Genomic DNA, 22693 nt, shown 5'->3' with positions numbered 1-22693 from the left:
GCGTTGGCCCGGTCGCGTGGCCGGGCCGGCCCGGCCACGCGACCGGGCCGTGGGTCAGTCGCGGCCTCTGCCGCCGAACCAGCCGCGCCGGCCGCCGCCGGATCCCTCGCTGCCGGAATCGCCGTCCTTCGGCCCCTTGAGGCCGTCGTAGATCTCCTTGCACTCCGGGCAGACCGGAAAGCGCTCCGGGTCCCGTCCCGGCGTCCAGACCTTGCCGCACAGGGCGACCACGGGGGCGCCGGTGACGGCGGACTCCATGATCTTCTCCTTGCGGACGTAGTGGGAGAAGCGCTCGTGGTCGCCCGGCTCGGCGTCCTGCAGCTGCTCCTGGCGGTCCAGCACGGCGGCCCCGGCGCTGCCGGGACCCTGCGGTGCTCCGGGGTCGTTCAGATCGGGCTCGGCGGGCAGACTCATGCGCCCCAGTCTACCGGTCCGCGGTCTCCGGCACGCCGGTCCGGCCGCGTCCGGTTCCGTCCCGTCGCCACCGGCCTCCCCGGCCCGGGGGTTCACGCGAACTTCAGCACGGACTGGTAGGTCTCCGCCTGGGCCCGGTCGAACCAGCGGCTGCCCCAGCGGATGCCGAGCCACAGGACCAACAGCCCGAGCCCGAGGCCCACGACGAGGGTGAGCCACTGGAAGAGCATGTCACCGGTCAGCAGGGCCAGGACGAACAGGATGAGCTCGGGCAGCACCAGCAGCCCGAGGACCACCATCGCGCCCAGCGAGACCAGCATCATCCGCATGGCGGAACCCTCCGGGGTGGCGAAGGGACTGTCCCCCGGTTTCGGCACCGGGTAGATGAAGCGGGCCGAGGACACCGCGGACACGCCCGCACCGGTGAGCAGTGCCCCCACCGCCAGGCCGATCAGCCCCGGCAACAGGTCCCAGGCCCCCGCCATCCAGGTGGTGGCCAGCGTCAGGACGAGTGTCAGGGGCAGTGCCCACAGCAGCAGCGCCCCGACCCGGCCCACGCGGTCGTCCCGGCCGGAGACGCCGGCGGTGACGTGCAGCGCGAACGCGGAGCTGTCGTAGGCGATGTCCGCGGAGATCGCGTAGCCGAGCATGAACCCGGTGATCGGACCCATGAACAGCATCAGGGAGTAGTCGCCCGACTGTGCACCCAGGAACCAGAACAGCACCAGCATCAGGGGCACGACCATGAGCGAGGCCGAGTAGCGCGGGTCCTTGAGCCAGTAGATGATCGATCGGGCGGCGATCGCCCCGGCCGGCGTGCCGGGCAGCGAACCCAGCACCCCGAGCCCCGCCCTGGAGGTGCGGGTGGCCGGTCCGGAGCCGCGCACCTGGGTGTAGCGGCGGTCGACGGCGAGCTGCCAGAGCCAGACGGCGCCGGCCACCCAGGCGAGGCAGAGCAGCCCCTGCCCGAGTGCCTCGCCGTACCGGCCCTCGGCGGCCGCCCAGGGCGCGGCCGTGAACGATCCCAGCGGAGTCCACGCGATGACCGCGGCGATGCCCGGCAACCGGTCTGCGGCGGCCTCCACGGAATCGACGATCCCGGCCAGGATCACCCCGCTGAGCATGAGCGGGACGAGGGCGATGATGGACACGATCTCGCGGATGCGCCGGCGCCCGGTGAACGCCGCCAGCAGCCCGGTGACCGCGTAGGAGACACAGATGCAGAACAGTGCGCCCAGGATCGCCGCCGGGATCGCCGTGAGGAGGGCCGGCAGTGAGTCGCGCCAGGCCAGGGACGAGATCAGGTAGGCGATGAGGGTCGCCGCTCCCGGCACCGTGACCAGTCCGGCCAGGGCCAGGCCCGGCACGAGCGCGCGAGACGGGATGCCGAAGGTGGCGAAGTTGGCCGGGTCCAGCGTCATGTCCACCCCGGTGAAGAACACGGGGACCACGATCCAGCCGAGCACGGCGGCGGCGCCGACCAGCGTCAGGACGGTCCCCCGCCACTGCACCTCGAGGTCCGGCAGGAAGGCGGCGCCGACGCCCCACATCGCCAGCACGAAGACCACGTAGGCGATGAGGAAGATGGACATCACCAGCTGGAGCGTGCTGCGCTTCCACCCGTTGACGGTGATCGCCAGCTTCATGCGCATCAGGTGTGCAACCATGACAACCCCTCCCCGTTCGTGCGGCCGCCCACGAGGTCCACGAACCGGTCCTCCAGGGACTTGCCCGCGCGGACCTCGTCGACCGTCCCGGCAGCGAGCAGGGTGCCCTCGGCGATGACGGCCACGTGGTCGCACATGCGCTGGACGAGGTCCATGACGTGGCTGGAGACCACGACCGTGCCGCCGGAGGCGACGAACTGGGCCAGGATGTCCCGGATGTTGGCCGCCGAGACGGGGTCCACCGCCTCGAACGGCTCGTCCAGGACCAGTACCTTCGGCGCGTGGATCATGGCGGAGGCCAGTGCGACCTTCTTGGTCATGCCCGCCGAGTAGTCGACCACGAGCTTGCCGGCGTCCTGGGAGAGGTCCATGACGCGCAACAGGTCGGCGGTGCGCTCGGCCACGGTCTGGCGGTCGAGCCCGCGCAGCAGGCCGGAGTAGGTCACCAGCTGCTCACCGGTCAGCCGGTCGAACAACCGCACGCCGTCCGCCAGGACGCCCATCCGCCGTTTGGCGGCCAGCGGCTCTTCCCAGACGTCCGTGCCGTGGATCCAGACCCGTCCGTGGTCCGGGCGGAGCAGGCCCGTGGCCATGGACATGGCCGTGGTCTTGCCGGCCCCGTTGGGGCCCACCAGTCCGTAGAACGACCCCGCCGGCACGTCCAGGGAGATGCCGTTGACGGCGATCTTCTCCCCGAAGCGCTTGGCCAGCCCGCGGATCGCGATGGCGGTGTGCGGGTCGGGCAGCTCCCGCACCCCGGCGCCGGGGTGAGCGGTGGGCAGCGGGGCGGGGTGGTCGGTGCCCACCGGGGCACCGGGGCTGTCGGGAAGGCTCATGGAACCGACCGTAGCAAGCGCGGGCGTGCCCCCGGAGGTGCGCCACGGGCAGTCAGGCCATGACTTAAGTCATGACCCTCGGGTCCTGGCCGTCGGACTCAGAACAGGGCGCGGGCCAGGGCCTTCCGCGACGCCTGGGTACGGGGGTCCTGGTCCCCCACCACCGTGTACAGGTCCACGAGGTGCTCGCGGGCGGGGTCGCGCTCCGTGCCGGGATGGGCGGCGATGAAGCGCACCAGCCGGTTGAAGGCGTCCTCGACGTGTCCACCGAGGAGGTCGAGGTCGGCCACGTCGATCTGGGCCTGGACGTCGTCCGGAGCGGTGGCCGCCCGCTCACGCACCGCTGCCGCGTCCATGGCGGCCGTCCGGGCGAACAGTCCCGCGTGGGCCAGGCCGGCCTTGGCGTCCTCGTCCCCGGGGTTCTCCGCCAGGGCCCGCCGGTAGGCGTCCAGGGCGGCGTCGTAGTCACCGCGGTCGATGGCCTCGACCGCCTCCTGGTGCAACGGCGGCAGGGGCGGCTGGGCCGGGGCCTCGGCCGGGGTGCCCGTGTGGTCCCGCGGCGGGCCCAGCGGGGGGACGGTTCCGCTCACGCCGTTCTGGGCGGCGGCGGCGAGGAGCTCGTCGATGAGCTGGCTGAGCTGTTCGGCGGGCACCGCCTGGTTCAGCACCGGGACCGGCTGCCCGGCCAGCACCGCGACGACGGCGGGCCCGGCGGGCAGTCCGAAGACCTGGAGGGCCTGGGGCTCGGCCTCGGCGTCGACCCGGGCCAGCACGAGACGTCCGCCGCGACGGTCGACCTCGGGGGCGACCAGGGCATCGAGCTGGCCGCTGACCGGGTCGGACGGTATCGCGAGGTGGATCAGGACCGGGACCCGGCCCGAGAGCTGGACGAGTTGCTGCAGGTCGGCCTGCCGGGCCCCGTCCAGGACCCAGCTGCCCTCGGGGGCGGCAGCGGCCCCGGGCTGCGCCGGAGCGGCCCCGGAACCGGCGGCCGGCCGCTGCTTGAGTCCGGACAGGTCCACCGCTCCGCGCAGGTGGGACGGCATCGCGCCAGGCTGCTGTGACATGCTCCCGTGTTCTCCTCGGTCTTGTCGGTCGGATGCCGGGCCCGGCTGCGTGGACCGGCCCGGCAGGGCCTCAGTCCAGGAAACTCACCGCACGCAACTCGTCGGCCATTCCCACGAGGGAGATCCTGGAGGCGTCCCCACTCGCACCGGCGGCGGGCACGTGCAGGGCCATGGCCTCACGGTACGTCATCCGCAACCCATCCGTGGTCTCTCGGCCGTCGCCACCGAGCTCGGCGGCGAGTTCGTCCACGATCACGGTCCCGCCCTGTTCCCGAGGACGGGCGACAGTTTCGGCGTCCACCGCCCCGATGACGATTGCGGAACCGTCGGCCAGCCGCAGTCCCACCACGGAACGGGGCACGGACTTCCGCCAGAAGGAGAACCGGGCATCGCTGGCATTCTCGATCAGTCCCTCCTGGTAGTCGTGGATCGCGTCGATGTAGGGATTCGCCTCGATGCGCTTCGAGAACTCGTCCCGGGAGTCCGTCAGGTACCGGGCCGCCCCGGCGAAGGCGCTGCCGGGAGCCATCACGAGTCCTTCGGCGTCCCCGGATCCGATGACGGCGATTCCCCCCTGGTCAAGGGATCCGGCGGGCAACTGGGCGCCGGGAGTCATCGGCGCATTGGCCACGAGCCGGTACTGGCTGCGCGCCGAGGCCTGACGGAGCATCAGGATCTGGGGTGTGCTGTTGCCCTCGCCCTCCGTCACCGCCATGGCGGTCCGCGGGAAGGAGGGTTCCGAGACGGCGGCCGCCGCGAGCACGGGAGAGCCAGCGACCGGTTCCGGCGCCTGCACGGAGTCGTCGATCTTCCGGTTGCGGTAGTTCAGGGCACGCATGTTCAGCGAGTGCAAGGCGACGCGCGGCTTGAGCTTCTCCGCATTCCGCGCCTTGTCGCCGGACCGAACCGTCGCGGCGACCCTGTCCAGGATCCGCTCCAACTGGGGGTCGGTCAGGACGGGGTAGGCCTCCTTCTCGGCGGATGCCTCCGCACCGGCGAGGGACGCAGCGTCGGCTGCGCGGGGCGCCGCACCGGCCGGGGCGACGGCCGACAGCCCCAGGGCGAGCACGGCGATGCCGGCCCCGATCCCATGGACGGCCCGGCGTGACGGGGTGGCCGGGCCCTGCTCCATGGACCCCCTGGACGTGGTGCCGGCAGTGGACCCCGTGCCGGACGAGCCCGGAGTGGGCCGCGGCGACGCCGGCCCGCCCGTCTGTGCGGCCGGGGTCCCAGTGCCACCGTGGGGACCGCGCGCGCGCCGGGCCGCGGCCCAGGCCAGCAGGCCGATCCCGATCAGCACGAGCAGCCCGCCGATGACGTACAGCGGCACGATCCAGGGGCTGTTGCCGACGCGGTTGGTCCAGGTGACCGTCATCTCGGTGGGGGCGGGGTCGGTGCCGTCACGGGCGACGAGCAGCGCCCAGTCCCCGTCGGAGGGCACGCTCCAGCGCTGTTCCAGGCGGTCCTTGCCCTCCTGGACGTCGAGCCAGAGGTCGGAGCCCCTGGGGTTCGGAACGGTGGACTCACCCTCGGCGTGCTCGACCTCGATGCGCGGGGCCTCCCCGCCGGGGACATCCGTGGTGATGCCGGTGACGGTGTTGTGGGCGGCGTCCCCCACCCAGGCCTGGACGTCGCGCTCTCGGCCAAGCATCACGGTGAAGGAGCCCTCCCCGGAGATCGTGTACTCCACCGGAGCCTCGTCCACCGCGTCGATCCCGGAGGTGATCACCGTCAGCGGCGCCTCGGCGGGCTGCTGGCCGACGGTCGCCGTCATCGTCTCCGGCGGGGCCCAGATCGTCTGCAGTCCGCCGGCGCACAGCAGGGCGGCGATGCCCAGCAGGAGGGCCACTATTCCGGATACAACTCGCACTCGGTCACCTGTCGATGGGGGTCGGTTCGGGCCCAGAGGGCCGGCGACCAGTATAGCCGGAAGGTCACCGAATGATAACGGCAGGTCAGTGACGTAACCTGTCGCTTGTGCAGGACCATGACCCCTCCCGACCGGGCCCCGGCCCTGTCGCCGGTGCCGGCCCGGAGGCCGCCGGCCGCCCCCCGGGGCCGCCCTCGGCTGCGGTCCCGACGGCCGGCACCCCGGCGGCCGACGACCGCGGGGCCCCGGAGCCCCGGCGCCCGCCGGGGTTCCTCCGGCGCGTGCTGGCCACCCGGCGGGTGCCGGGTGCCCGCCCCCGGCCCCGGTTCGACGTCCGCTCCCCGGAGACGGGACGGGCGCCGGTGGACACGGCCGAGGTCCCCGAGGAGAGCCGGGTGCGGCTCATCAGTGCCGCCCACCCCATCCAGACCGGGTTCCTGCTGACCGTGGGTGTCGGGCTGGCACTGCTGGTCTACGGCATCCTCTCGGCCAACACGCAGCTGCTGGTGTGGATCGGCTCGGCGCTGTTCATCTCGCTGGGCCTGGACCCGATCGTGCGCCGGATCGAACGCTGGGGCGCCCCCGCGGGGTCGGCGTCGCCGCCGCGCTGCTGTTGCTGGCAGCCATCCTCACGGCCTTCTTCTCCCTGCTCATCCCCACCGTGGTGGAGCAGACCACTGCGTTCGTCAACAACCTGCCGGACATGGTCTCGGACTTCCTGGAGTCCCAGTTCTTCCACGACCTGGACTCCCAGTTCGGCATCCGGGAGATCGCCGAGACGGAGATGAACAGGTTCGTGGCGGACTCCGCCAACTACACCGCGATCTTCGGCGGGCTGTTCGGCGTGGGCACCGCGATCGTCAACACCGGTTTCTCCGTGCTGATCGTGCTCGTGCTGACGCTGTACTTCCTGGTGTCCCTGCCGTCCATGAAGTTCTGGGCCTACCGGCTGGCCCCGCGCTCCCGCAGGCATCGCGTGGAGTACCTGGGCGAGGAGATCACCTCCTCGGTGGGCTTCTACGTCATCGGCCAGTCGGTGGTGGCCGTCCTGAACGGCCTCGTGGCCTTCATCGCCGTCTCGATCGCCGGATTGCCCTTCGGTGCGCTGCTGGCGTTCTTCGCCGGGCTGATGGCGTTCATCCCACTGGTGGGCGCCCTCACCGGCGGGATCATCATCACCGCCGTCGCCCTGACGGGTGGCTGGCAGCAGGCCCTGATCTTCGCGGCCATCTACTTCACCTACCTCCAGGTCGAGGCCTATTTCGTCTCCCCGCGGGTGATGAGCAAGGCCGTGGCCGTGCCCGGTTCGGTGGCCGTGATCGCGGTGATCGCCGGGGCAGCGCTGCTGGGCGTGCTCGGGGCCCTCATGGCCATCCCGCTGGCCGCCGGGGTGATGCTGGTGGTCCGGGAGGTCCTCCTGCCCCGGCAGGACCGCCTCTAGGTCTGGCGCTCAACCGGCCAGGACCGGTCCGTCCCACGTCGCCGGCATCCGCACTGTCCGGCCCAGCGCCGTGGACGCCACCTCGTCCAGGGCCCGGTGGGTGTGGGTCCGGCCCACCCACAGGTGCCGCGCCCCGTCGACGCCGACCACCTCGGCCTGCGGCACCCGGGCGAAGCGCCGCACCGCCTCGGCCGGTCGCAGCGTGTCGTCCAGGCCGGGGACGAGCACCCGCAGGGGCCGTCCGTCGGCTGCCCAGCGGTCCAGGTCGTCCGGGGCGGCACGGCGCAGCGGCGGTGAGAGCAGGATCCCGCCCACGGCCCGCTCGGCGTGGGGCACCGACAACCCGTGCTTGAGCACCAGCTCGGTGCCGAAGGACCAGCCCAGCAACCAGGGGGCCGGCAGCGACCGCTCGGCCACGAACGCCAGGGCCGCGGCCACGTCGGCCCGCTCGGAGACGCCGTCCCCGAAGGACCCGTCCGAGCAACCGCGCGCCGAACACGTGCCGCGCGTGTTGAACCGCAGCACGGCGAGCCCGGCCGTCGCCGGCAGCCACTGGGCCGCCTTGAGGTAGAGGTGGAAGTCCATGTGCCCGCCCACCGTGGGCAGGGGGTGGAAGGTCACGAGCGTGGCCCGGGGTGCCCGGTCGACGGGCACGGCCAGTTCGCCGACCAGGTCCAGGCCGTCCTCGGTGCGCAGCACGATGCGTTCGCGCGCGGCGGGCAACACGGTGCGGGAATGGATCGGTTCCGCTCCCCGCGTGTCCCGGTAGTCCTCGTCCACGGGCCCGGGAGGCAAGGGGACCGCGGGGGCGTCGTCGGGGGCCCCGCGCATCGGGCCGTCCTGTGGGTGCCGCATCACCAGTACCGTCCGTCCTGCCGGCGCGTGCTCCAGCACTTGGGATGCCAGTGCCGCCGCTCCGCGCCGGCGGCCTCGTCACCCAGGATCGAGTCGCTGCGCCAGGCCACCAGGTGGGCGAGCCCCGGCGGGATGGTGCGCCCGCACCCCGGGCAGGTGTAGTCCTTCACGGCGCGCCAGGCGGGGATCCTGCGCACGTGCCAGCCGCCGTCGGGACCGGTCTCGTGACGGTAACCGGGGTCCAGTCCCAGCAGCCGGTCCAGCTCACCGGGACCACCGGGCCCCGCCCCCGACGACGGCTCCGTCCCCCGGTGGCGACCGGCGCGTCCGGCACCCGCTCCGGTACCGGGGCGGCGGCGGGGTCGGTTGGATCGGGGCACCTCCTCATGGTGTCACAGCACGGGCGGGGTGGAGCCGTCCGGCCTCCGGCTGCCAGTAGACTGCCCGGTGTGCGTTTGGTGATTGCCCGGTGTTCCGTCAACTACGAGGGGCGCCTGCGCGCCCACCTGCCGCAGGCCACCCGCCTGCTCCTGGTCAAGGCGGACGGCTCCGTCCTGGTCCACTCGGACGGCGGGTCCTACAAGCCCCTGAACTGGATGAGCCCGCCGGCGACGCTGCGGGTCGCCCCGCCCTCCGAGGAACTCGCCGAGGAGGGCGTGCGCGAGGTGTGGACCGTGCAGTCGACCAAGGCCGACGACCGCCTGGTGGTGCACGTCTTCGAGGTCCTGCACGACACCTCGCATGAGCTGGGCGTCGACCCCGGGCTCGTCAAGGACGGCGTGGAGGCCGACCTGCAGCGCCTGCTGGCCGAGCAGATCGAGCTGCTCGGCACGGGCCACTCGCTGGTCCGGCGGGAGCACATGACGGCCATTGGCCCGGTCGACATCCTGGCCCGTGACCCCGAGGGCGGCACCGTGGCGGTCGAGCTGAAGCGCCGCGGGGACATCGACGGGGTCGAGCAGCTCACCCGCTACCTCGACCTGATGAACCGGGACCCGCTGCTGGCCCCGGTCCGGGGTGTCTTCGCCGCCCAGCAGATCAAGCCCCAGGCCCGCACCCTCGCCGAGGACCGCGGCATCCGCTGCCTCACCCTGGACTACGACGCGATGCGCGGCGTGGACGATGCCGAGTCCCGCCTCTTCTGACCCCCGGCCCGTCCCCCGTCCGCATGCCCCGGGGCGCCTGGTCACCCCGGGCCTCGTGGACCAGCACTGCCACGGCTACGGCGGCACCGACTTCGCCACTGCGGGACCGGAGGCCGTGCGCACCGCGCTGGCCGCGCTCGCCGGGCGCGGGGTGACCCGCGTGGTGGCCTCCGTGCCCACGATGCCGGCGTCCGAGATGCTGGCCGCGGTGCGCCGGCTCACCCCGTTGGTCCGCTCCGGGGACCTGGCGGGAATTCACCTGGAGGGCCCGTTCCTGTCCCCCGCCCGGAGCGGGGCGCACCCCCCGGCCGACCTCCTCCTCCCGGGCACCGCCGCGTCCCGGGCACTCGTGCGCTCCCTGCTGGAGGCCGGCGCGCAGGGCGGTGCAGATCCCGGGCCCGGGGGCGGCAACGCCATCACGGCCATGACCTACGCTCCCGAACTGGACGGGGCGGCCGGGCTGGAGGCCGCCCTGCTGTCCGCCGGGGTCAGTCCCTCCCCCGGCCACACGGACGCCACGGCGGCCCAGTTCGACGATGCCCTGGACCGGCTCGCCGGGGCGCCCGGGCCGCCCGCGGTCACGCACCTGTTCAACGCCATGGCAGTCTTCCACCATCGTCGTCCGGGGCCCGTCCCCGGTGCCCTGCGGGCGGCGGCGGGGGGCCTGCTGCGGCTCGAGCTGATCGCCGACGGACGGCACGTGGACCCGGCCGTGGTGCGCGACGTCCTCGCGCTGGTTCCCGACGCGGTGTGCGTGGTCTCCGATGCCTCCGCCGCCACGGGGGCGGCCCCGGGCCGCCACCGGCTCGGACGCGTGCACCTGGACTCCGCACCGGGGAGCGCGCCGACGCTGGCCGCCTCGGGCACCCTGGCCTCCGGCGCGGTGTCCCTGGACCGGGCCCTAGGCCTGCTGCTGGAGTGGGGCGTGGGCCGGGACACCGCCGTACGCTCCGTGACGGCCACCCCGGCCCGTGGGCTGCCGCCCGGGCGCCGGGACTCCGGCTGGGTGGTGTGGGACGCGCCCGGGGTGCCGGGCGACGTCGTACTCCCCGCGGGGCATCCCCTCGCACGGGGCCGTTAACGACTCCAGCGCACCGCCGTCACGGCGATGCGCTGGAGGATGTTCCGACCGGGGTTCAGTGTGCCCGGCGACGCGAGGCCCGGTGGCCCCGGCTGGCCCGGTGCCGTCGGGACGGCATCTCCCGCCAGGTGCCGAACCCGACCGCGGGTCCGGCCTCGATCCAGGCCGAGAGGCCCGAGCAGTCATCGGTGTGGATGTCCAGGTCGATCGGTGACGGCCCGCCATCCACGCGCACCACCACCGACCCGTCCTGCCGCCCGGGAGCCCCCCGGCGCAGCCGCAGCTGGTGGCGGGCCGCCTTCCACCGGGGGCGGGGATCGATCGACCAGACCGTCATCAGGTCCAGCCCGGCCTCGTCATACCGGCCGATGACCAGCGTCCCGGCACCGCGCTCGTCCGCGGGCCGGGCACGGGCCGTGAACGTCCCGGGCGTGCGCACCAGGGTGCGCCAGCGCCACCACACCATGAAGGCGAGCACCAGCAGCGCGGCGGCGATCGCCGCGACCAGTGCCGACCACCCGGGGCTCACGTCAGGCTGCGCCCTGTCCGGCCGCGGTCCCGTTCAGGGACGCCGCACCGGCCACGATCACCACGCGGTCGTTGTCCACGGAGAAGAACCCGCCCTCGGCGTGGGCCGTGATCGTCTGGCCGCCGGCCTGCTGGACGACGACGTCGCCGTCGCCCAGCACGGCCAGCATCGGGGTGTGACCCGGCAGGATGCCGATCTCGCCGTCGATGGTCCGGGCGCTGACCGACTGCGCCGGTCCGGACCACACGAAGTGGTCCTCCGCCACGATCTCCACCTCGAGTTCGTGCCTGTCAGCCATGATCAGTTCTCCGACTGGATCTTGGCCCAGTTGCGCTCGACGTCGTCCAGTCCGCCGACGTTGTAGAACGCCTGCTCGGAGATGTGGTCGAGGTCACCGTTGGCGATGGCGTTGAAGCCCTCGATGGTGTCCTTGATGGGGACGGTCGAACCCTCCACGCCGGTGAACTGCTTGGCGGTGTAGGTGTTCTGGGACAGGAACTGCTCGATGCGGCGGGCGCGGGAGACGACGATCTTGTCCTCTTCCGAGAGCTCGTCGACACCGAGGATCGCGATGATGTCCTGCAGTTCCTTGTTCTTCTGCAGGATCTGCTTCACGCGGGTGGCGGCGTCGTAGTGCTCCTGGCCCACGTACTGCGGGTCGAGGATGCGCGAGGTCGAGGCCAGGGGGTCCACCGCGGGGTACAGGCCACGGGAGGCCAGGGTACGGGTCAGGTTCGTGGTGGCGTCCAGGTGGGCGAACACGTTGGCCGGGGCCGGGTCGGTGTAGTCGTCCGCGGGGACGTAGACGGCCTGCATCGAGGTGATGGAGTGGCCGCGAGTGGAGGTGATGCGCTCCTGGAGCACGCCCATCTCGTCGGCGAGGTTCGGCTGGTAGCCCACGGCGGAGGGCATGCGGCCCAGCAGCGTGGAGACCTCGGAACCGGCCTGCGAGAAGCGGAAGATGTTGTCGATGAACAGCAGCACGTCCTGGTTCATCTCGTCGCGGAAGTACTCGGCCATGGTCAGGCCGGTCAGGGCGACGCGCAGACGGGTTCCCGGCGGCTCGTCCATCTGGCCGAACACGAGGGCGGTGTCCTTCAGGACGTCCGCCTCCTCCATCTCGACCCAGAGGTCGTTGCCCTCACGGGTACGCTCGCCGACACCGGCGAACACGGAGGTGCCGCCGAAGTTGCGGGCCACACGGGTGATCATCTCCTGGATGAGCACGGTCTTGCCCACGCCGGCGCCGCCGAACAGGCCGATCTTGCCGCCCTTGATGTAGGGGGTCAGCAGGTCGATGACCTTGATGCCGGTCTCCAGCATCTCGGTGGAGCCCTCGAGGGCCGCGAAGTTCGGGGCCGGACGGTGGATGGACCACCGCTCCTTCACGTCCAGTTCCGCGGTGGGCACGTCGAGGGACTCACCCAGGACGTTGAAGATGTGGCCCTTGACGACCTCGCCCACCGGCACGGTGATCGGCGCGCCGGTATCGGTCACGGCGGCGCCGCGGACCAGGCCGTCGGTGGACTGCAGGGAGATGGCGCGGACCAGGTTGTCGCCCAGGTGCTGCGCGGTCTCGAAGGTGATGGTGCGGGTCTGGCCGTTTACGGTCAGCTCGGCGGTGAGGGCGTTGTACACGCCCGGCATGGCGCCCGCGGGGAATTCGGCGTCGATCACCGGCCCGATCACGCGGGCGATGCGACCGACGGCGCCGCCGGTGGCGGTACCGGTGCCCTGTTCGTTCGTGGTGGCAGTCATCTCTCTCACTTCTTTGGTGTGGATGGCGGTTGCTGTGGTGCCGGCCGGCCCGGGGTCAGGATGCGCTGAGCGCGTCCGCACCGGCGATCAGCTCGGTGAGTTCCTGGGTGATCTCGGCCTGGCGGGCGTTGTTCATCTTGAGCGTGTACTCGCGGACGAGGTCCTTGGCGTTGTCACCGGCGGACTTCATGGCCCGCTGGCGGTTGGCCAGTTCCGAGGCGGCCGACTGGAGCATCGCCGAGAAGATCCGGGACTCGATGTACTTCGGCAGCAGGGCGTCGAGGACGTCCTCCGGTGCCGGCTCGTACTCGTAGAGCGGCAGCAGCTCGGTCTCGTCGGTGACCTCCTCCTCCACCACCTCGAGGGGCAGCAGCCGGACGACGGTCGGCACCTGGCTGACGAGCGAGTGGAACTCGGTGAAGACGACGTGGATCTCGTCCACGCCACCGTCCTCGGTGTCGTGCAGGAACGAGTCGACCAGCGTGCGGCCGATCTCCCGGGCGCGCTCGAACTTCGGGCTGTCGGTGTCCCCGGACCAGAGGTCCTTGTACTCACGGCCGCGGAAGTCGAAGTACCCCTGGGCCTTGCGGCCGACGAGGTAGACGTCAGTCTCCTTGCCCTCGGAGTGCAGCTTCTCCAGCAGCTCCTCGGCGTGGCGCAGGATGTTGGCGGAGTATGCGCCGGCCATGCCACGGTCCGAGGACAGGATCAGCACGGCCGAACGGCGAGGGTTCTCCACCTCGGAGGTCAGCACGTGCTCGATGTCCTGCTGCGATGACACGGCGGACACGGCCCGGGTGATCGCGTTGGCGTACGGCAGCGAGGCGGCCACGCGTTCGCGGGCCTTGCCGATACGGGACGTGGCGATCAGCTCCATCGCCTTGAAGATCTTCTGCATCGACTGCGTCGAGGCGATCTTCTGGCGGTAGACCCGGATCTGGGCTCCCATGGTTGTCCTTTCCTTCGTTCCCGCTCACCGGTGCCCGACCCTGCGGTCGGACACCGGTGAGCGGTCACGGTCAGCGCTTCTGCTTGACGATCTTTTCCTGGGTGACCGCGTCGGCCGCCAGCGGATCGTATTCCTCGTGCCCGGCGGCCACGAGCTGGCTGTCGCCCTCGCCGGAGAAGCCCTTCTTGAAGGACTCGACCTCGGCCTTGAGGGTCTCCAGGGCGGAGTCCTCGAGCTTCCCGGTCTCCCGGATCGACGCCAGGACCAGGTCCTTGTGGCGCAGGTGATCCAGGAACTCGCGCTCGAACCGCAGCACGTCCTCGACCGGGACCTCGTCCAGGTGGCCGTTGGCGCCGGCCCAGATGGACACGACCTGCTCCTCGACCGGGTACGGGTTGTACTGCGGCTGCTTCAGCAGCTCGGTCAGACGCTCGCCACGGGCCAGCTGGCGGCGGGTGGCCGGATCCAGGTCCGAGGCGAACATGGCGAAGGCCTGCTGGTCGCGGTACTGGGCCAGGTCCAGCTTCAGGGTGCCGGAGACCTTCTTCATGGCCTTGATCTGCGCGGCGCCGCCGACGCGGGACACGGAGATGCCCACGTCCACGGCCGGACGCTGGTTGGCGTTGAACAGGTCCGACTGCAGGAAGATCTGGCCGTCGGTGATGGAGATGACGTTGGTCGGGATGTAGGCCGAGACGTCGTTCGCCTTGGTCTCCACGATCGGCAGGCCGGTCATGGACCCGCCGCCGAGGTCGTCGGAGAGCTTGGCACAACGCTCCAGTAGCCGGGAGTGCAGGTAGAACACGTCGCCCGGGTAGGCCTCGCGTCCCGGCGGGCGGCGCAGCAGCAGCGAGACCGCGCGGTAGGCCTCGGCCTGCTTGGAGAGGTCGTCGAAGATGATCAGGACGTGCTTGCCGCCGTACATCCAGTGCTGGCCGATGGCCGAGCCGGCGTAGGGGGCCAGGTACTTGAAGCCTGCCGGGTCGGAGGCCGGGGACGCCACGATCGTGGTGTACTCCAGCGCACCGTTCTCCTCCAGGGTGTGGCGGACGGCGGCGATGGTCGAGGCCTTCTGGCCGACGGCCACGTAGATGCAGCGGACCTGCTTCTTCGGGTCGCCCGAGGCCCAGTTGTCCTTCTGGTTCAGGATCGTGTCGATGCCGATGGCGGTCTTGCCCGTCTGGCGGTCACCGATGATCAGCTGGCGCTGGCCGCGGCCGATCGGGATCATCGCGTCGATGGACTTCATGCCGGTCTGGAGCGGCTCCTCGACGGACTTGCGCTGGGTCACGCCCGGCGCCTGCAGCTCCATGGCGCGGCGGCCCTCGGCCTGGATCGGGCCCAGGTCGTCGATGGGTGCACCCAGCGGGTCCACGACGCGGCCCAGGAAGGCATCGCCCACCGGGACGGAGAGGACCTCCCCGGTGCGCTGCACCTCCTGGCCCTCCTCGATGCCCTGGAAGTCACCCAGGACGACGACGCCGATCTCACGGGTGTCGAGGTTCTGGGCCAGGCCGAGCGTGCCGTCTTCGAAGCGAAGCAGCTCGTTGGCCATGGCGGAGGGCAGTCCCTCCACACGGGCGATGCCGTCCGCGGCGGAGACGACGTGGCCGACCTCCACACGTTCGGTGCCGGCCGGTTCGTAGGATGCCGCGAATTCATTCAGGGCATTGCGAACATCGTCAGCGTTGATGGTCAAGTCGGCCATCTGCGTTCCCTGCTCTCTAACGTTGGTGATCATCGAGATGACGATGACCGAAGGTGTCTGGGTGGATTCGTCGGACCGGCCTCAGCCGGCCAGTTTCCGCTGGAGGTCGAGGAGCCGGGTCTGGAGGGAGGAGTCGACGACGTCGTCGCCCACCTGGACCCGGATGCCACCGACCAGTTCCGGATCGACGGCCACGTCCAGCTTCAGGTCGCGGCCGAAGAGGCGCTTGAGCCCGGAGGCCAGGCGTTCCTGCTGCCCGGGCCCGAGCGGACGGGCGACCGTGACCTCGGCGATCCACGTCCGCTGGCGCTGGGCCACGGCGTCCACGAAGTCCCGGACCAGGTCGACCGGCTTGCTGCCGCGCGGGTTCTCCACGGCCTGGCGCACCAGCAGGCGCGCCTCCGGGGAGGCGCCTCCCATCAGTCGCTCGGCCAGGGTGCCCCGGGCTGCGGCGGGGGCCTGCGGATCCGTCAGTGCACGCTGGAGATCATGGGATTCCCCGACCGCACGGTTGAAGGACAACAGCTCGTCCGAGAGCCGTTCCAGTCCGCCCAGGCCCTCGCGTTCGGCTGACCCGGCCACCGCGGTGGTGGCCAGCTGCTCGAGCGCATCACCGAAGTCCCGGTCCTGGGACCACCGGCGGCCGGCGAGGTCGGCCAAGACGGTGAAGCCCGCCTCGGAGAGCTTGCCGCCGAACAGGGACCGGACCACGCCGACGCGACGCTCGGTCGTCCACGAGGGATCGGTCAGGGCCCGGCGCAGGGGCGCGCTGGAGTCGACCGTCCCGAGTGCCGAGAACAGTTCGCCGGCCAGCGGGAGTCCACCGGAGGTCAGGACGGAGTCCAGGTCCCGGCGGGCGGCCGTCAGTGAGTCGGAAGATGCACCGGCCATTACTCAGCAGCACCTGCGCTGGTGGAGGCCTGGCCCACGGTCTCGCTGCGCTCGAGGTCCGCGAGGAACCGGTCCACGACGCGCTGCGAGCGGGCATCGTCCTCGAGGGACTCACCCACGATGCGACCGGCCAGGGTGGTGGCCAGGGCGCCGACGTCGTTGCGCAGCGAGGACTCGGCCTGCAGGCGCTCGGCGGCGATCTGCGTGTGGGCCTGCTCGACGATGCGGGCCGCCTCGGCGGAGGCCTTCTCGCGGGCGTCGGCCAGGATCTGGGCACCCTCGGCGCGCGCCTCCTCGCGGATGCGGTTGGCCTCGGCGTACCCCTCCTGCTGCTGCTGCTCGTAGTTCGCCTTGAGGGCGTTGGCCTCGGCCTGGGCCTTCTCGGCCTTCTCGAGGCCGCCTTCGATCGCGGCGTACCGATCCTGGTAAGCCTTCTCCAGGGCCGGTGCGATGTACTTGATCACGAGGAACATCAGCACGGCGAAGCCGACGGCGGTGACCAGCACCTCCCACCAGTTGGGGACGAGAGGATTCGCCCCCTCGGCTGCCGCGAGGATCGTTTCAGACCTGATCATGGTTCAACCATCCTTTGGTGATATTTCCTGTCATGGGTGGCCGGACTGCCGGCCGAGGATGGACAGGAATTAGAGGACGAAGGCGAAGACCAGGCCCAGGATGGCGAGGGCCTCGGCCAGGGCGAAGCCGAGCAGGGCGATCGGCTGCAGGATGCGCTGGGCCTCCGGCTGGCGGGCGACGCCGTTGATGTAGGCGGCGAAGATCAGGCCCACGCCGATCGCGGAGCCGATGGCGGCCAGGCCGTAGCCGATGAGGTTCAGGTTACCGGTGATTTCCATGGTGTTCCTTTCAAGATGCCAGGCGGCAGGTTGTGAGGGAATCCCCGGCGTGGTTCCGGCGATTGCCGGTACCGGGAAGTCAGGTGGTGCCGGACGGCGTCCGTCACCCCGTTCCCGCTCCGTCCCGTCTACTGCGGGCTGGGCGCGGGGCCGGAAGGTCAGTGTTCGTTGGCGGCGAGGGCGCCCTGGATGTAGATCGCGGTCAGCAGGGTGAAGACGAAGGCCTGCAGGAACATGATCAGCAGCTCCAGGAAGTACATGGCCACGAACCCGATGATCACCAGCACGCCGGTGCCCTGCAGGGCGAGGTTCCCGGTCTCCATGATGAGGAACTGCGCTCCGGTGCCGGCCAGCATCACGATCATGTGCCCGGAGAGCATGGTGGCCATCAGACGCAGGGAGTGGGTCAGCGGGCGGACGATGAAGTTGGAGATGATCTCCAGCGGCACCAGCAGCGGCAGGATCCAGCCCGGCACCCCGCTGGGGACGACGGCGAGCTTGAAGTAACGCGGCCCGTTGCGGCGGACGCCGACGCCGATCCAGATGATGTAGACGATCAGCGCCATGGCGTAGGCCGAACCGGCGTGCGAGAAGCTCGGCAGCTGCAGCAGCGGGATGGCGCCGAAGATGTTGTTCAGCAGGATGAAGAAGAAGAGGCCGAACAGCAACGGCACCCAGGCCTTGAACTCCTTCTCGCCGATGATGTCCCGGCCGATGCCGTTGCGCACGAACGCGTAACCGGACTCGGCCAGCCACTGGACCTTGCCGGGCTTGAGCTGCGCCTTGCGCATCGCCAGCATGAAGAAGGCGGCGATGAGGATGACCGACAGGATGATCATGGCCATCTGCTTGCCGAAGCCGGTGCCGTACTCGGCGAACCACGGGATCAGATCGGGGAGGTGAGCGTCGTCGATCGTGGGAGGAACAAATCCACCCTCGTTGGTGGAGCTGGCGAGCACGATCGGTAGCACGCTGATCCTCTCTGCAGTGTCCGTCAGCGGAACGCGGTCAGTGGGCGTTCCCTCCACGTGGTCCCGGGCGGCGACACGGCTCGGCCCGGACCGTCGTTATTGATCGTTGATGAGCCTATCAAACCGGGCACGGTGCTCATGACCAGATCGGCCGTTTCGGCGCGGTTTTCGGGCCCCAGGACGATTTATTTCTACGTTGTGTCGAAGTCGCGCCGGTCGAGGCGCTCAGTCGTCGTAGATCTGCTGCCGGGTGCGAGCGAAGACGGCCACCTCGGTGGCCTGCCAGACGAGGATCGCCAGGAGCGCGCCCACGCCCGCGGGGAGGGGCTGGAGCCACCCCGGGGCGGGCACCGCCGTGAGCAGCACCGCCATCAGCACGAGCTTGACCACGAAGCCGAACACGGCGATGACGATGGCCTGGTCACGCCAGCGGTTCCAGGACCAGGCGGTGAGCGCCAGGGTCGCGGCGGACAGGGCGACGACGGCGGCGCCGGCCAGTCCCAGGGACCCGGCGGCCCCGGCGCCGGCCACCGGCCAGGCGATGAGGGTGGCGACGGCGAGCGTGAGGAGACCCACGGCCAGGCAGGCCGTGAGGATCCCCCACCAGCCGCGGGTGTTCTGGCGGGGCGCGCGGGCCGCACCGGTGGATCGTCGGGTCTTCGGTGCGGGCCTCATCGGCTCCCCCTTCTGGAACGGCGGACCCAGGGATGCAGGGTCAGGTAGCCGGCGCCGATCAGCAGCACGGCCAGGACCGGCAGCACGATGCGCCAGTCGAGGAAGTTCAGCGACACCACCCCGTAGGCGATGAGGAAGGCCCACAGGTAGAGCAGCAGGACCGCCTGCCGGTGCGTGTAGCCACCGTCCACGAGCTTGTGGTGCAGGTGGCCGCGGTCGGCCGAGAACGGGCTGGAGCCCCGGGCGGTGCGTCGAACCACGGCCAGCGAGAGGTCGATCAGTGGCAGGGCCACCACGGCGATCGGCAGCAGGATGGGCATGTACGCCGGCACGTTCCGGAAGCGGAAGCCCTCCATCGCCTCGAAGTCGGCGGTGACGGCGACCGCGGCCGTGGCCAGGAGCAGTCCGATGAGCATCGCCCCGACCTCCCCCATGAAGATCCGGGCCGGGTTGAAGTTGTGCGGCAGGAACCCCAGGCAGCAGCCGACGAGCAGTGCCATCAGCAGGGTGGCCAGGTTGGAGTAGTCGAACTGGTTGATGGTGCGGGTCAGCAGGTACGAGTAGATGAAGAACGCCGATCCGCCGATCACCGCGATGCCGGCGGCCAGCCCGTCCAGTCCGTCCACGAAGTTGATGGCGTTCATGGTGAGCACCAGGATGAAGATCGTCAGCCCGATCTGGACGGGTTCGCTGCCCACCGGGATCCAGCCCACCGGCATGGCCTCGACGCGGATGCCGTGCAGGGCCACCAGTGCGGCGGCGCCGACCTGGCCGGTGAGCTTGAGCGTCCAGTGCAGGTCCCACAGGTCATCGGCCACCCCCATGACCAGGACCACGGCGAGGGCCAGGAGGATTCCGCGCACCGGGTCGGGATCGGTGAAGATCCCGTCCAGGAATGGGACCATGGCCCCGATGCCGAGGCCGGCCAGGACGCCGGCGAGCATGGCCACCCCGCCGAGCTTCGGCACCGGGCGGCGGTGGACGTCCCGCTGGCGGCGGGGGGTGTAGACCCGTCCCTTCAGTGCCAGGACCCGGACCGCGGGAGTCAGGACGAAGCTGACGAGGGCGGACAGGACCAGCAGCAGGAGGTAGGCCCTCATCGTCCGCCCGGTGCCGCCGGACCGGACCGGACCGCGTCACCGGTGGCGTCCGGTTCCGGTCCCACCAGGTCGGGGACGACGCCGACGAGCTCGGAGAAGGCCAGGGCGCCCTGGCGGACCACCCGGAACGGCGAGACCGTGCAGTCGATGATGGTCGAGGGTGCGGAGAGGTCGCGGTCGCCGTCGTCGAGGTAGACGGCCACGGAGTCGCCGAGCATCTCCTCGGCGGCCCGGGCCGACGTCGCGGCCGGCAGGCCGGTGCGGTTGGCGCTGGAGACGGCCATCGGACCGACCTCCTGGAGCAGCTCGCGGGCGACCTGGTCGTCGGGAACCCGCAGCGCCACGGTCCCCCGGGTCTCCCCCAGGTCCCAGGCCAGCGACGGCTGCGCGGTGAGGATCAGGGTGAGGGCACCGGGCCAGAAGGCCTCGGCCAGCTCCCGGGCGGCCTCGGGGATCTCCACGGCCAGCCCGTCCATGACCTGGGGGGCCCCGATCAGCACGGGCGGGGGCATCGAGCGACCGCGGCCCTTGGCGGCCAGCAGGACGGCCACGGCCTGGGGCGAGAAGGCGTCGGCGCCGATCCCGTAGACGGTGTCGGTCGGCAGCACGACGCACTGCTGCCGGCCCAGGGCCTGCCGCGCGGCCGCGATGCCCTCGTCCAGTCCGGGCTCAGTGGTGCAGTCGATCATCACGCTCACGGTGCCATTGTCCCATCGTCGTCCCCGGTGGCCCGCCCCTGTACCGGGCGGGCGGTGCGGACGGCCTCGGTGAACCGCGGCCGGTCGTTGAGGTCGTCGTGGGTGAGCACCGCGGTGAACAGCCCGTCGCGGGCGAGCAGTCGGGCCATGGCGGCCTCCTGGGTGTCGTCGTGCTCCATGACCAGCACGCCGCCGGGACGCAACAGCCGGGCCGCCGTCGCGGCGATCACGGCCGGCATCCGCATGCCGTCCGCTCCCCCGCCGTAGAGCGCGAGCTCGGGGTCGCGGCGCGCCTCTGCCTGCTCCGGGATGCGTCCGTCGGGGACGTAGGGCGGGTTGGACACCACGACGTCGACGCGGCCGTCGAGCGCGGACAGTGCGGTGGCGGCGTCGCCCAGGTGCAGGTCGACACCGCGCGGTCCGAGGTTGGCGGCGGCCCACCGGGCGGCCTCCGGGTCGGCCTCGACCGCGTGCAACTGTGCCCCGGGGACCTCCGCGGCCAGCGCGGCCGCGATCGCCCCGGAACCGGTGCACAGGTCCACGCCGGTGACAGTCCCCGCCCCGCGCACCCGCACGGCGTCGGCGAGGGCCTCGATGGCCCGTCCGGCCACGAGCTCGGTCTCCGGCCGGGGCAGGAACACCCCGGGGCCGACCTGCAGGTCCACGGACCGGAAGGGGCGGTGCCGGTCAGGTACTGCAGCGGCGTGCGCGTGGACCGGGAGATCAGCAGGCGGCGGAGGTCCACGGCCTGCACCCCGGTCAGGGCGCGTCCGGACACCGCCCACGCGGCCACCTCACCGCGCGAGGCGCCCAGGACGTGGGCGGCCAAGAGCTCGGCGTCGGCGCGAGGGGACGGCACCCCGGCGGCGGCCAGCAGCTCGGTCCCGGAGCGCAGCAGGACATCCAGCCCCCGGTCCTGCGGTGCTCCCGCGGACCGGGCACCGGGGGCACCACCGGTGGTCACCGGCGTCGGGCGAGGCCGTGAGGGGGTGGTGCGCTGCGTGGTCATCGCGTCTGTCATGGGCGTTCCCCTACCTCCCCCGGCCGGCCTGGTCCCGCCCGGAGTGCTGGCCCAGCGACTCCAGCCGGTGCTGTTCGTCCAGGTCGATGCAGGATTGCAGGACGGGGCCCAGATCCCCGTCCAGGACGGCGTCCAGGTTGTAGGACTTGTACCCGGTCCGGTGGTCGGCGATCCGGTTCTCCGGGTAGTTGTAGGTGCGGATCCGCTCGGACCGGTCCATGGTGCGTACCTGGGAGGCCCGCGTGGCCGCGTTCTCGGCGTCGAGCTGCTCCTGCTGGTGGGCCAGCAGCCTCGAGCGCAGCACCCGCATGCCGGCCTCGCGGTTCTGGATCTGGGACTTCTCGTTCTGCATGGACACCACGATCCCGGTCGGCAGGTGCGTGATGCGCACGGCGGAGTCCGTGGTGTTGACGGACTGGCCGCCGGGGCCCGAGGACCGGAACACGTCGATCTTCAGGTCGTTCGCGCCGATCTGGACCTCCTCCGGCTCATCGACCTCCGGGAACACCAGCACGCCGGCGGCCGAGGTGTGGATCCGGCCCTGCGACTCGGTCACGGGCACCCGCTGCACGCGGTGCACCCCGCCCTCGAACTTCAGGTGGGCGTAGACCCCCTCCGCCGGGTCGGTGGAGGAACCCTTAATGGCCACCTGGACGTCCTTGTACCCGCCCAGGTCGGACTCGGTGGACGAGAGGATCTCCGTCTTCCAGCCCTTGGACTCGGCGAAGCGCACGTACATGCGCAGCAGGTCCGCGGCGAACAGGGCGGCCTCCTCGCCGCCCTCACCACCCTTGATCTCCAGGATGGCGTCGCGCGCGTCCGAGGGGTCGCGCGGGATGAGCAGCCGGCGCAGTCGCTCCGCGGCCTGGTCCGCGGCATCCTGCAGGGCCGGCACCTCGGCCGCGAAGTCCGGGTCGTCCTGTCCCAGTTCCGTCGCGTCCGCCAGGTCCTCGGCGGCCTGCCGCCAGGCCCGGTGCGCGGAGACGATCCCGTTGAGCTCCGCGTACCGGCGTCCGAGCCTGCGGGACAGGGCCTGGTCCTGGTGGACGGCCGGGTCGGCGAGCCGCTCGGTGAGTTCACGGTGCTCGTCCAGCAGCTCCTGCACGGACTCGAACATGGTGGTTCCTTCAGTCAGTGGCCGCCCGGGCGGTGGCCGTCAGCGG

The 22693-nt window shown here is 71.5% G+C and carries 23 protein-coding genes and 1 pseudogene; 3 read left to right on the top strand and 21 right to left on the bottom strand.

Translation table 11 applies throughout. The features are described from left to right. Positions 1 to 54: 54 nt before the first annotated feature. The 5 genes from CITRI_RS0108745 to CITRI_RS19640 all read right to left on the bottom strand — a co-directional run bounded on the left by CITRI_RS0108745 (position 55) and on the right by CITRI_RS19640 (position 5854). A complete protein-coding gene (locus tag CITRI_RS0108745; RefSeq protein ID WP_010144362.1) occupies positions 55 to 414 on the bottom strand; it encodes a DUF3039 domain-containing protein in 360 nt (119 codons plus the stop codon). Between the two features lie 92 nt (positions 415 to 506). Next, complete coding sequence (locus CITRI_RS0108740; RefSeq protein ID WP_029139165.1) at positions 507 to 2081, bottom strand: hypothetical protein; 1575 nt, start codon at positions 2079 to 2081, stop codon at positions 507 to 509. Beyond that, complete coding sequence (locus tag CITRI_RS0108735) at positions 2066 to 2917, bottom strand: ABC transporter ATP-binding protein (RefSeq protein WP_010144360.1); 852 nt, start codon at positions 2915 to 2917, stop codon at positions 2066 to 2068. Before CITRI_RS0108735 ends, CITRI_RS0108740 begins: the two co-directional genes overlap by 16 nt. Positions 2918 to 3015: 98 nt before the next feature. Then, positions 3016 to 3984 carry a tetratricopeptide repeat protein gene (locus CITRI_RS0108730; RefSeq protein WP_029139163.1) on the bottom strand — a complete coding sequence of 323 codons (969 nt, stop codon included), beginning with the start codon at positions 3982 to 3984 and terminating at the stop codon, positions 3016 to 3018. Positions 3985 to 4054: 70 nt separating this feature from the next. Beyond that, positions 4055 to 5854, bottom strand: a complete 1800-nt coding sequence (locus tag CITRI_RS19640; protein ID WP_157998919.1) for a hypothetical protein — start codon at positions 5852 to 5854, stop codon at positions 4055 to 4057. A 613-nt stretch (positions 5855 to 6467) separates the two neighbouring features. Between CITRI_RS19640 and CITRI_RS20210 the strand changes: the two genes are divergently transcribed. Then, positions 6468 to 7295, top strand: a complete 828-nt coding sequence (locus CITRI_RS20210; RefSeq protein WP_010144356.1) for an AI-2E family transporter — start codon at positions 6468 to 6470, stop codon at positions 7293 to 7295. Positions 7296 to 7304: 9 nt separating this feature from the next. On the opposite strand, the gene CITRI_RS0108715 is transcribed toward CITRI_RS20210, so the two are convergent. Both CITRI_RS0108715 and CITRI_RS0108710 read right to left on the bottom strand, forming a co-directional pair. Then, on the bottom strand, positions 7305 to 8126 hold the full coding sequence (locus CITRI_RS0108715; RefSeq protein ID WP_010144355.1) for an alpha/beta hydrolase: 822 nt from the start codon (positions 8124 to 8126) through the stop codon (positions 7305 to 7307). Between the two features lie 23 nt (positions 8127 to 8149). Further along, entirely contained in the window at positions 8150 to 8530 is a 381-nt protein-coding gene (locus CITRI_RS0108710) for a hypothetical protein (protein WP_010144354.1), read from the bottom strand. 69 nt (positions 8531 to 8599) lie between these two features. Here CITRI_RS0108710 and nucS point away from each other — a divergent pair, with 69 nt between their 5' ends. Together nucS and CITRI_RS17055 are read left to right on the top strand one after the other, a co-directional pair. Continuing rightward, the gene (nucS, locus tag CITRI_RS0108705; protein ID WP_029139162.1) at positions 8600 to 9295 is read left to right on the top strand and encodes an endonuclease NucS; all 696 of its coding nucleotides are present in this window, start codon (positions 8600 to 8602) and stop codon (positions 9293 to 9295) included. A 55-nt stretch (positions 9296 to 9350) separates the two neighbouring features. Further along, complete coding sequence (locus CITRI_RS17055) at positions 9351 to 10376, top strand: hypothetical protein (RefSeq protein WP_010144352.1); 1026 nt, start codon at positions 9351 to 9353, stop codon at positions 10374 to 10376. Positions 10377 to 10431: 55 nt separating this feature from the next. Here the strand turns inward: CITRI_RS17055 and CITRI_RS0108695 are convergent, their stop codons facing one another. The 14 genes and pseudogenes from CITRI_RS0108695 to prfA all read right to left on the bottom strand — a co-directional run bounded on the left by CITRI_RS0108695 (position 10432) and on the right by prfA (position 22647). After that, complete coding sequence (locus CITRI_RS0108695; protein ID WP_010144350.1) at positions 10432 to 10905, bottom strand: DUF2550 family protein; 474 nt, start codon at positions 10903 to 10905, stop codon at positions 10432 to 10434. A 1-nt stretch (position 10906) separates the two neighbouring features. Continuing rightward, complete coding sequence (locus tag CITRI_RS0108690; protein ID WP_010144349.1) at positions 10907 to 11203, bottom strand: F0F1 ATP synthase subunit epsilon; 297 nt, start codon at positions 11201 to 11203, stop codon at positions 10907 to 10909. 2 nt (positions 11204 to 11205) lie between these two features. Further along, positions 11206 to 12663 carry a F0F1 ATP synthase subunit beta gene (gene atpD / locus CITRI_RS0108685; RefSeq protein WP_010144348.1) on the bottom strand — a complete coding sequence of 486 codons (1458 nt, stop codon included), beginning with the start codon at positions 12661 to 12663 and terminating at the stop codon, positions 11206 to 11208. 55 nt (positions 12664 to 12718) lie between these two features. Beyond that, a complete protein-coding gene (locus CITRI_RS0108680) occupies positions 12719 to 13612 on the bottom strand; it encodes a F0F1 ATP synthase subunit gamma (RefSeq protein WP_010144347.1) in 894 nt (297 codons plus the stop codon). A 70-nt stretch (positions 13613 to 13682) separates the two neighbouring features. Beyond that, positions 13683 to 15320, bottom strand: a complete 1638-nt coding sequence (gene atpA, locus CITRI_RS0108675) for a F0F1 ATP synthase subunit alpha (protein ID WP_010144346.1) — start codon at positions 15318 to 15320, stop codon at positions 13683 to 13685. An 81-nt stretch (positions 15321 to 15401) separates the two neighbouring features. Next, positions 15402 to 16211 (bottom strand): F0F1 ATP synthase subunit delta, encoded by an 810-nt coding sequence (locus CITRI_RS0108670; protein WP_010144345.1) that lies wholly within the window; start codon positions 16209 to 16211, stop codon positions 15402 to 15404. Then, positions 16211 to 16786 (bottom strand): F0F1 ATP synthase subunit B, encoded by a 576-nt coding sequence (locus tag CITRI_RS0108665; RefSeq protein ID WP_010144344.1) that lies wholly within the window; start codon positions 16784 to 16786, stop codon positions 16211 to 16213. The genes CITRI_RS0108670 and CITRI_RS0108665 overlap by 1 nt, the downstream gene beginning before the upstream one ends. A 69-nt stretch (positions 16787 to 16855) precedes the next feature. After that, complete coding sequence (locus CITRI_RS0108660; protein ID WP_010144343.1) at positions 16856 to 17065, bottom strand: ATP synthase F0 subunit C; 210 nt, start codon at positions 17063 to 17065, stop codon at positions 16856 to 16858. 158 nt (positions 17066 to 17223) lie between these two features. Further along, complete coding sequence (gene atpB, locus CITRI_RS0108655) at positions 17224 to 18036, bottom strand: F0F1 ATP synthase subunit A (RefSeq protein WP_010144342.1); 813 nt, start codon at positions 18034 to 18036, stop codon at positions 17224 to 17226. Positions 18037 to 18261: 225 nt separating this feature from the next. Continuing rightward, on the bottom strand, positions 18262 to 18711 hold the full coding sequence (locus tag CITRI_RS17050) for a hypothetical protein (protein WP_010144341.1): 450 nt from the start codon (positions 18709 to 18711) through the stop codon (positions 18262 to 18264). Beyond that, positions 18708 to 19811, bottom strand: a complete 1104-nt coding sequence (locus CITRI_RS0108645) for an MraY family glycosyltransferase (protein WP_010144339.1) — start codon at positions 19809 to 19811, stop codon at positions 18708 to 18710. Before CITRI_RS0108645 ends, CITRI_RS17050 begins: the two co-directional genes overlap by 4 nt. Then, a complete protein-coding gene (locus CITRI_RS0108640) occupies positions 19808 to 20509 on the bottom strand; it encodes an L-threonylcarbamoyladenylate synthase (protein WP_010144338.1) in 702 nt (233 codons plus the stop codon). Before CITRI_RS0108640 ends, CITRI_RS0108645 begins: the two co-directional genes overlap by 4 nt. Further along, positions 20506 to 21518 (bottom strand): annotated as a pseudogene (gene prmC / locus CITRI_RS17045) (peptide chain release factor N(5)-glutamine methyltransferase). The gene CITRI_RS0108640 and the pseudogene prmC overlap by 4 nt, the downstream one beginning before the upstream one ends. 22 nt (positions 21519 to 21540) lie before the next feature. Then, a complete protein-coding gene (gene prfA, locus CITRI_RS17040) occupies positions 21541 to 22647 on the bottom strand; it encodes a peptide chain release factor 1 (protein WP_010144335.1) in 1107 nt (368 codons plus the stop codon). Positions 22648 to 22693: the final 46 nt, after the last annotated feature.

It is taken from the genome of Citricoccus sp. CH26A (assembly GCF_000224415.1).
Lineage (GTDB): Bacteria > Actinomycetota > Actinomycetes > Actinomycetales > Micrococcaceae > Citricoccus.
The sequence above is the reverse complement of the archived record's forward strand: the minus strand, read 5'-3'. Positions and strand labels throughout refer to the sequence as shown.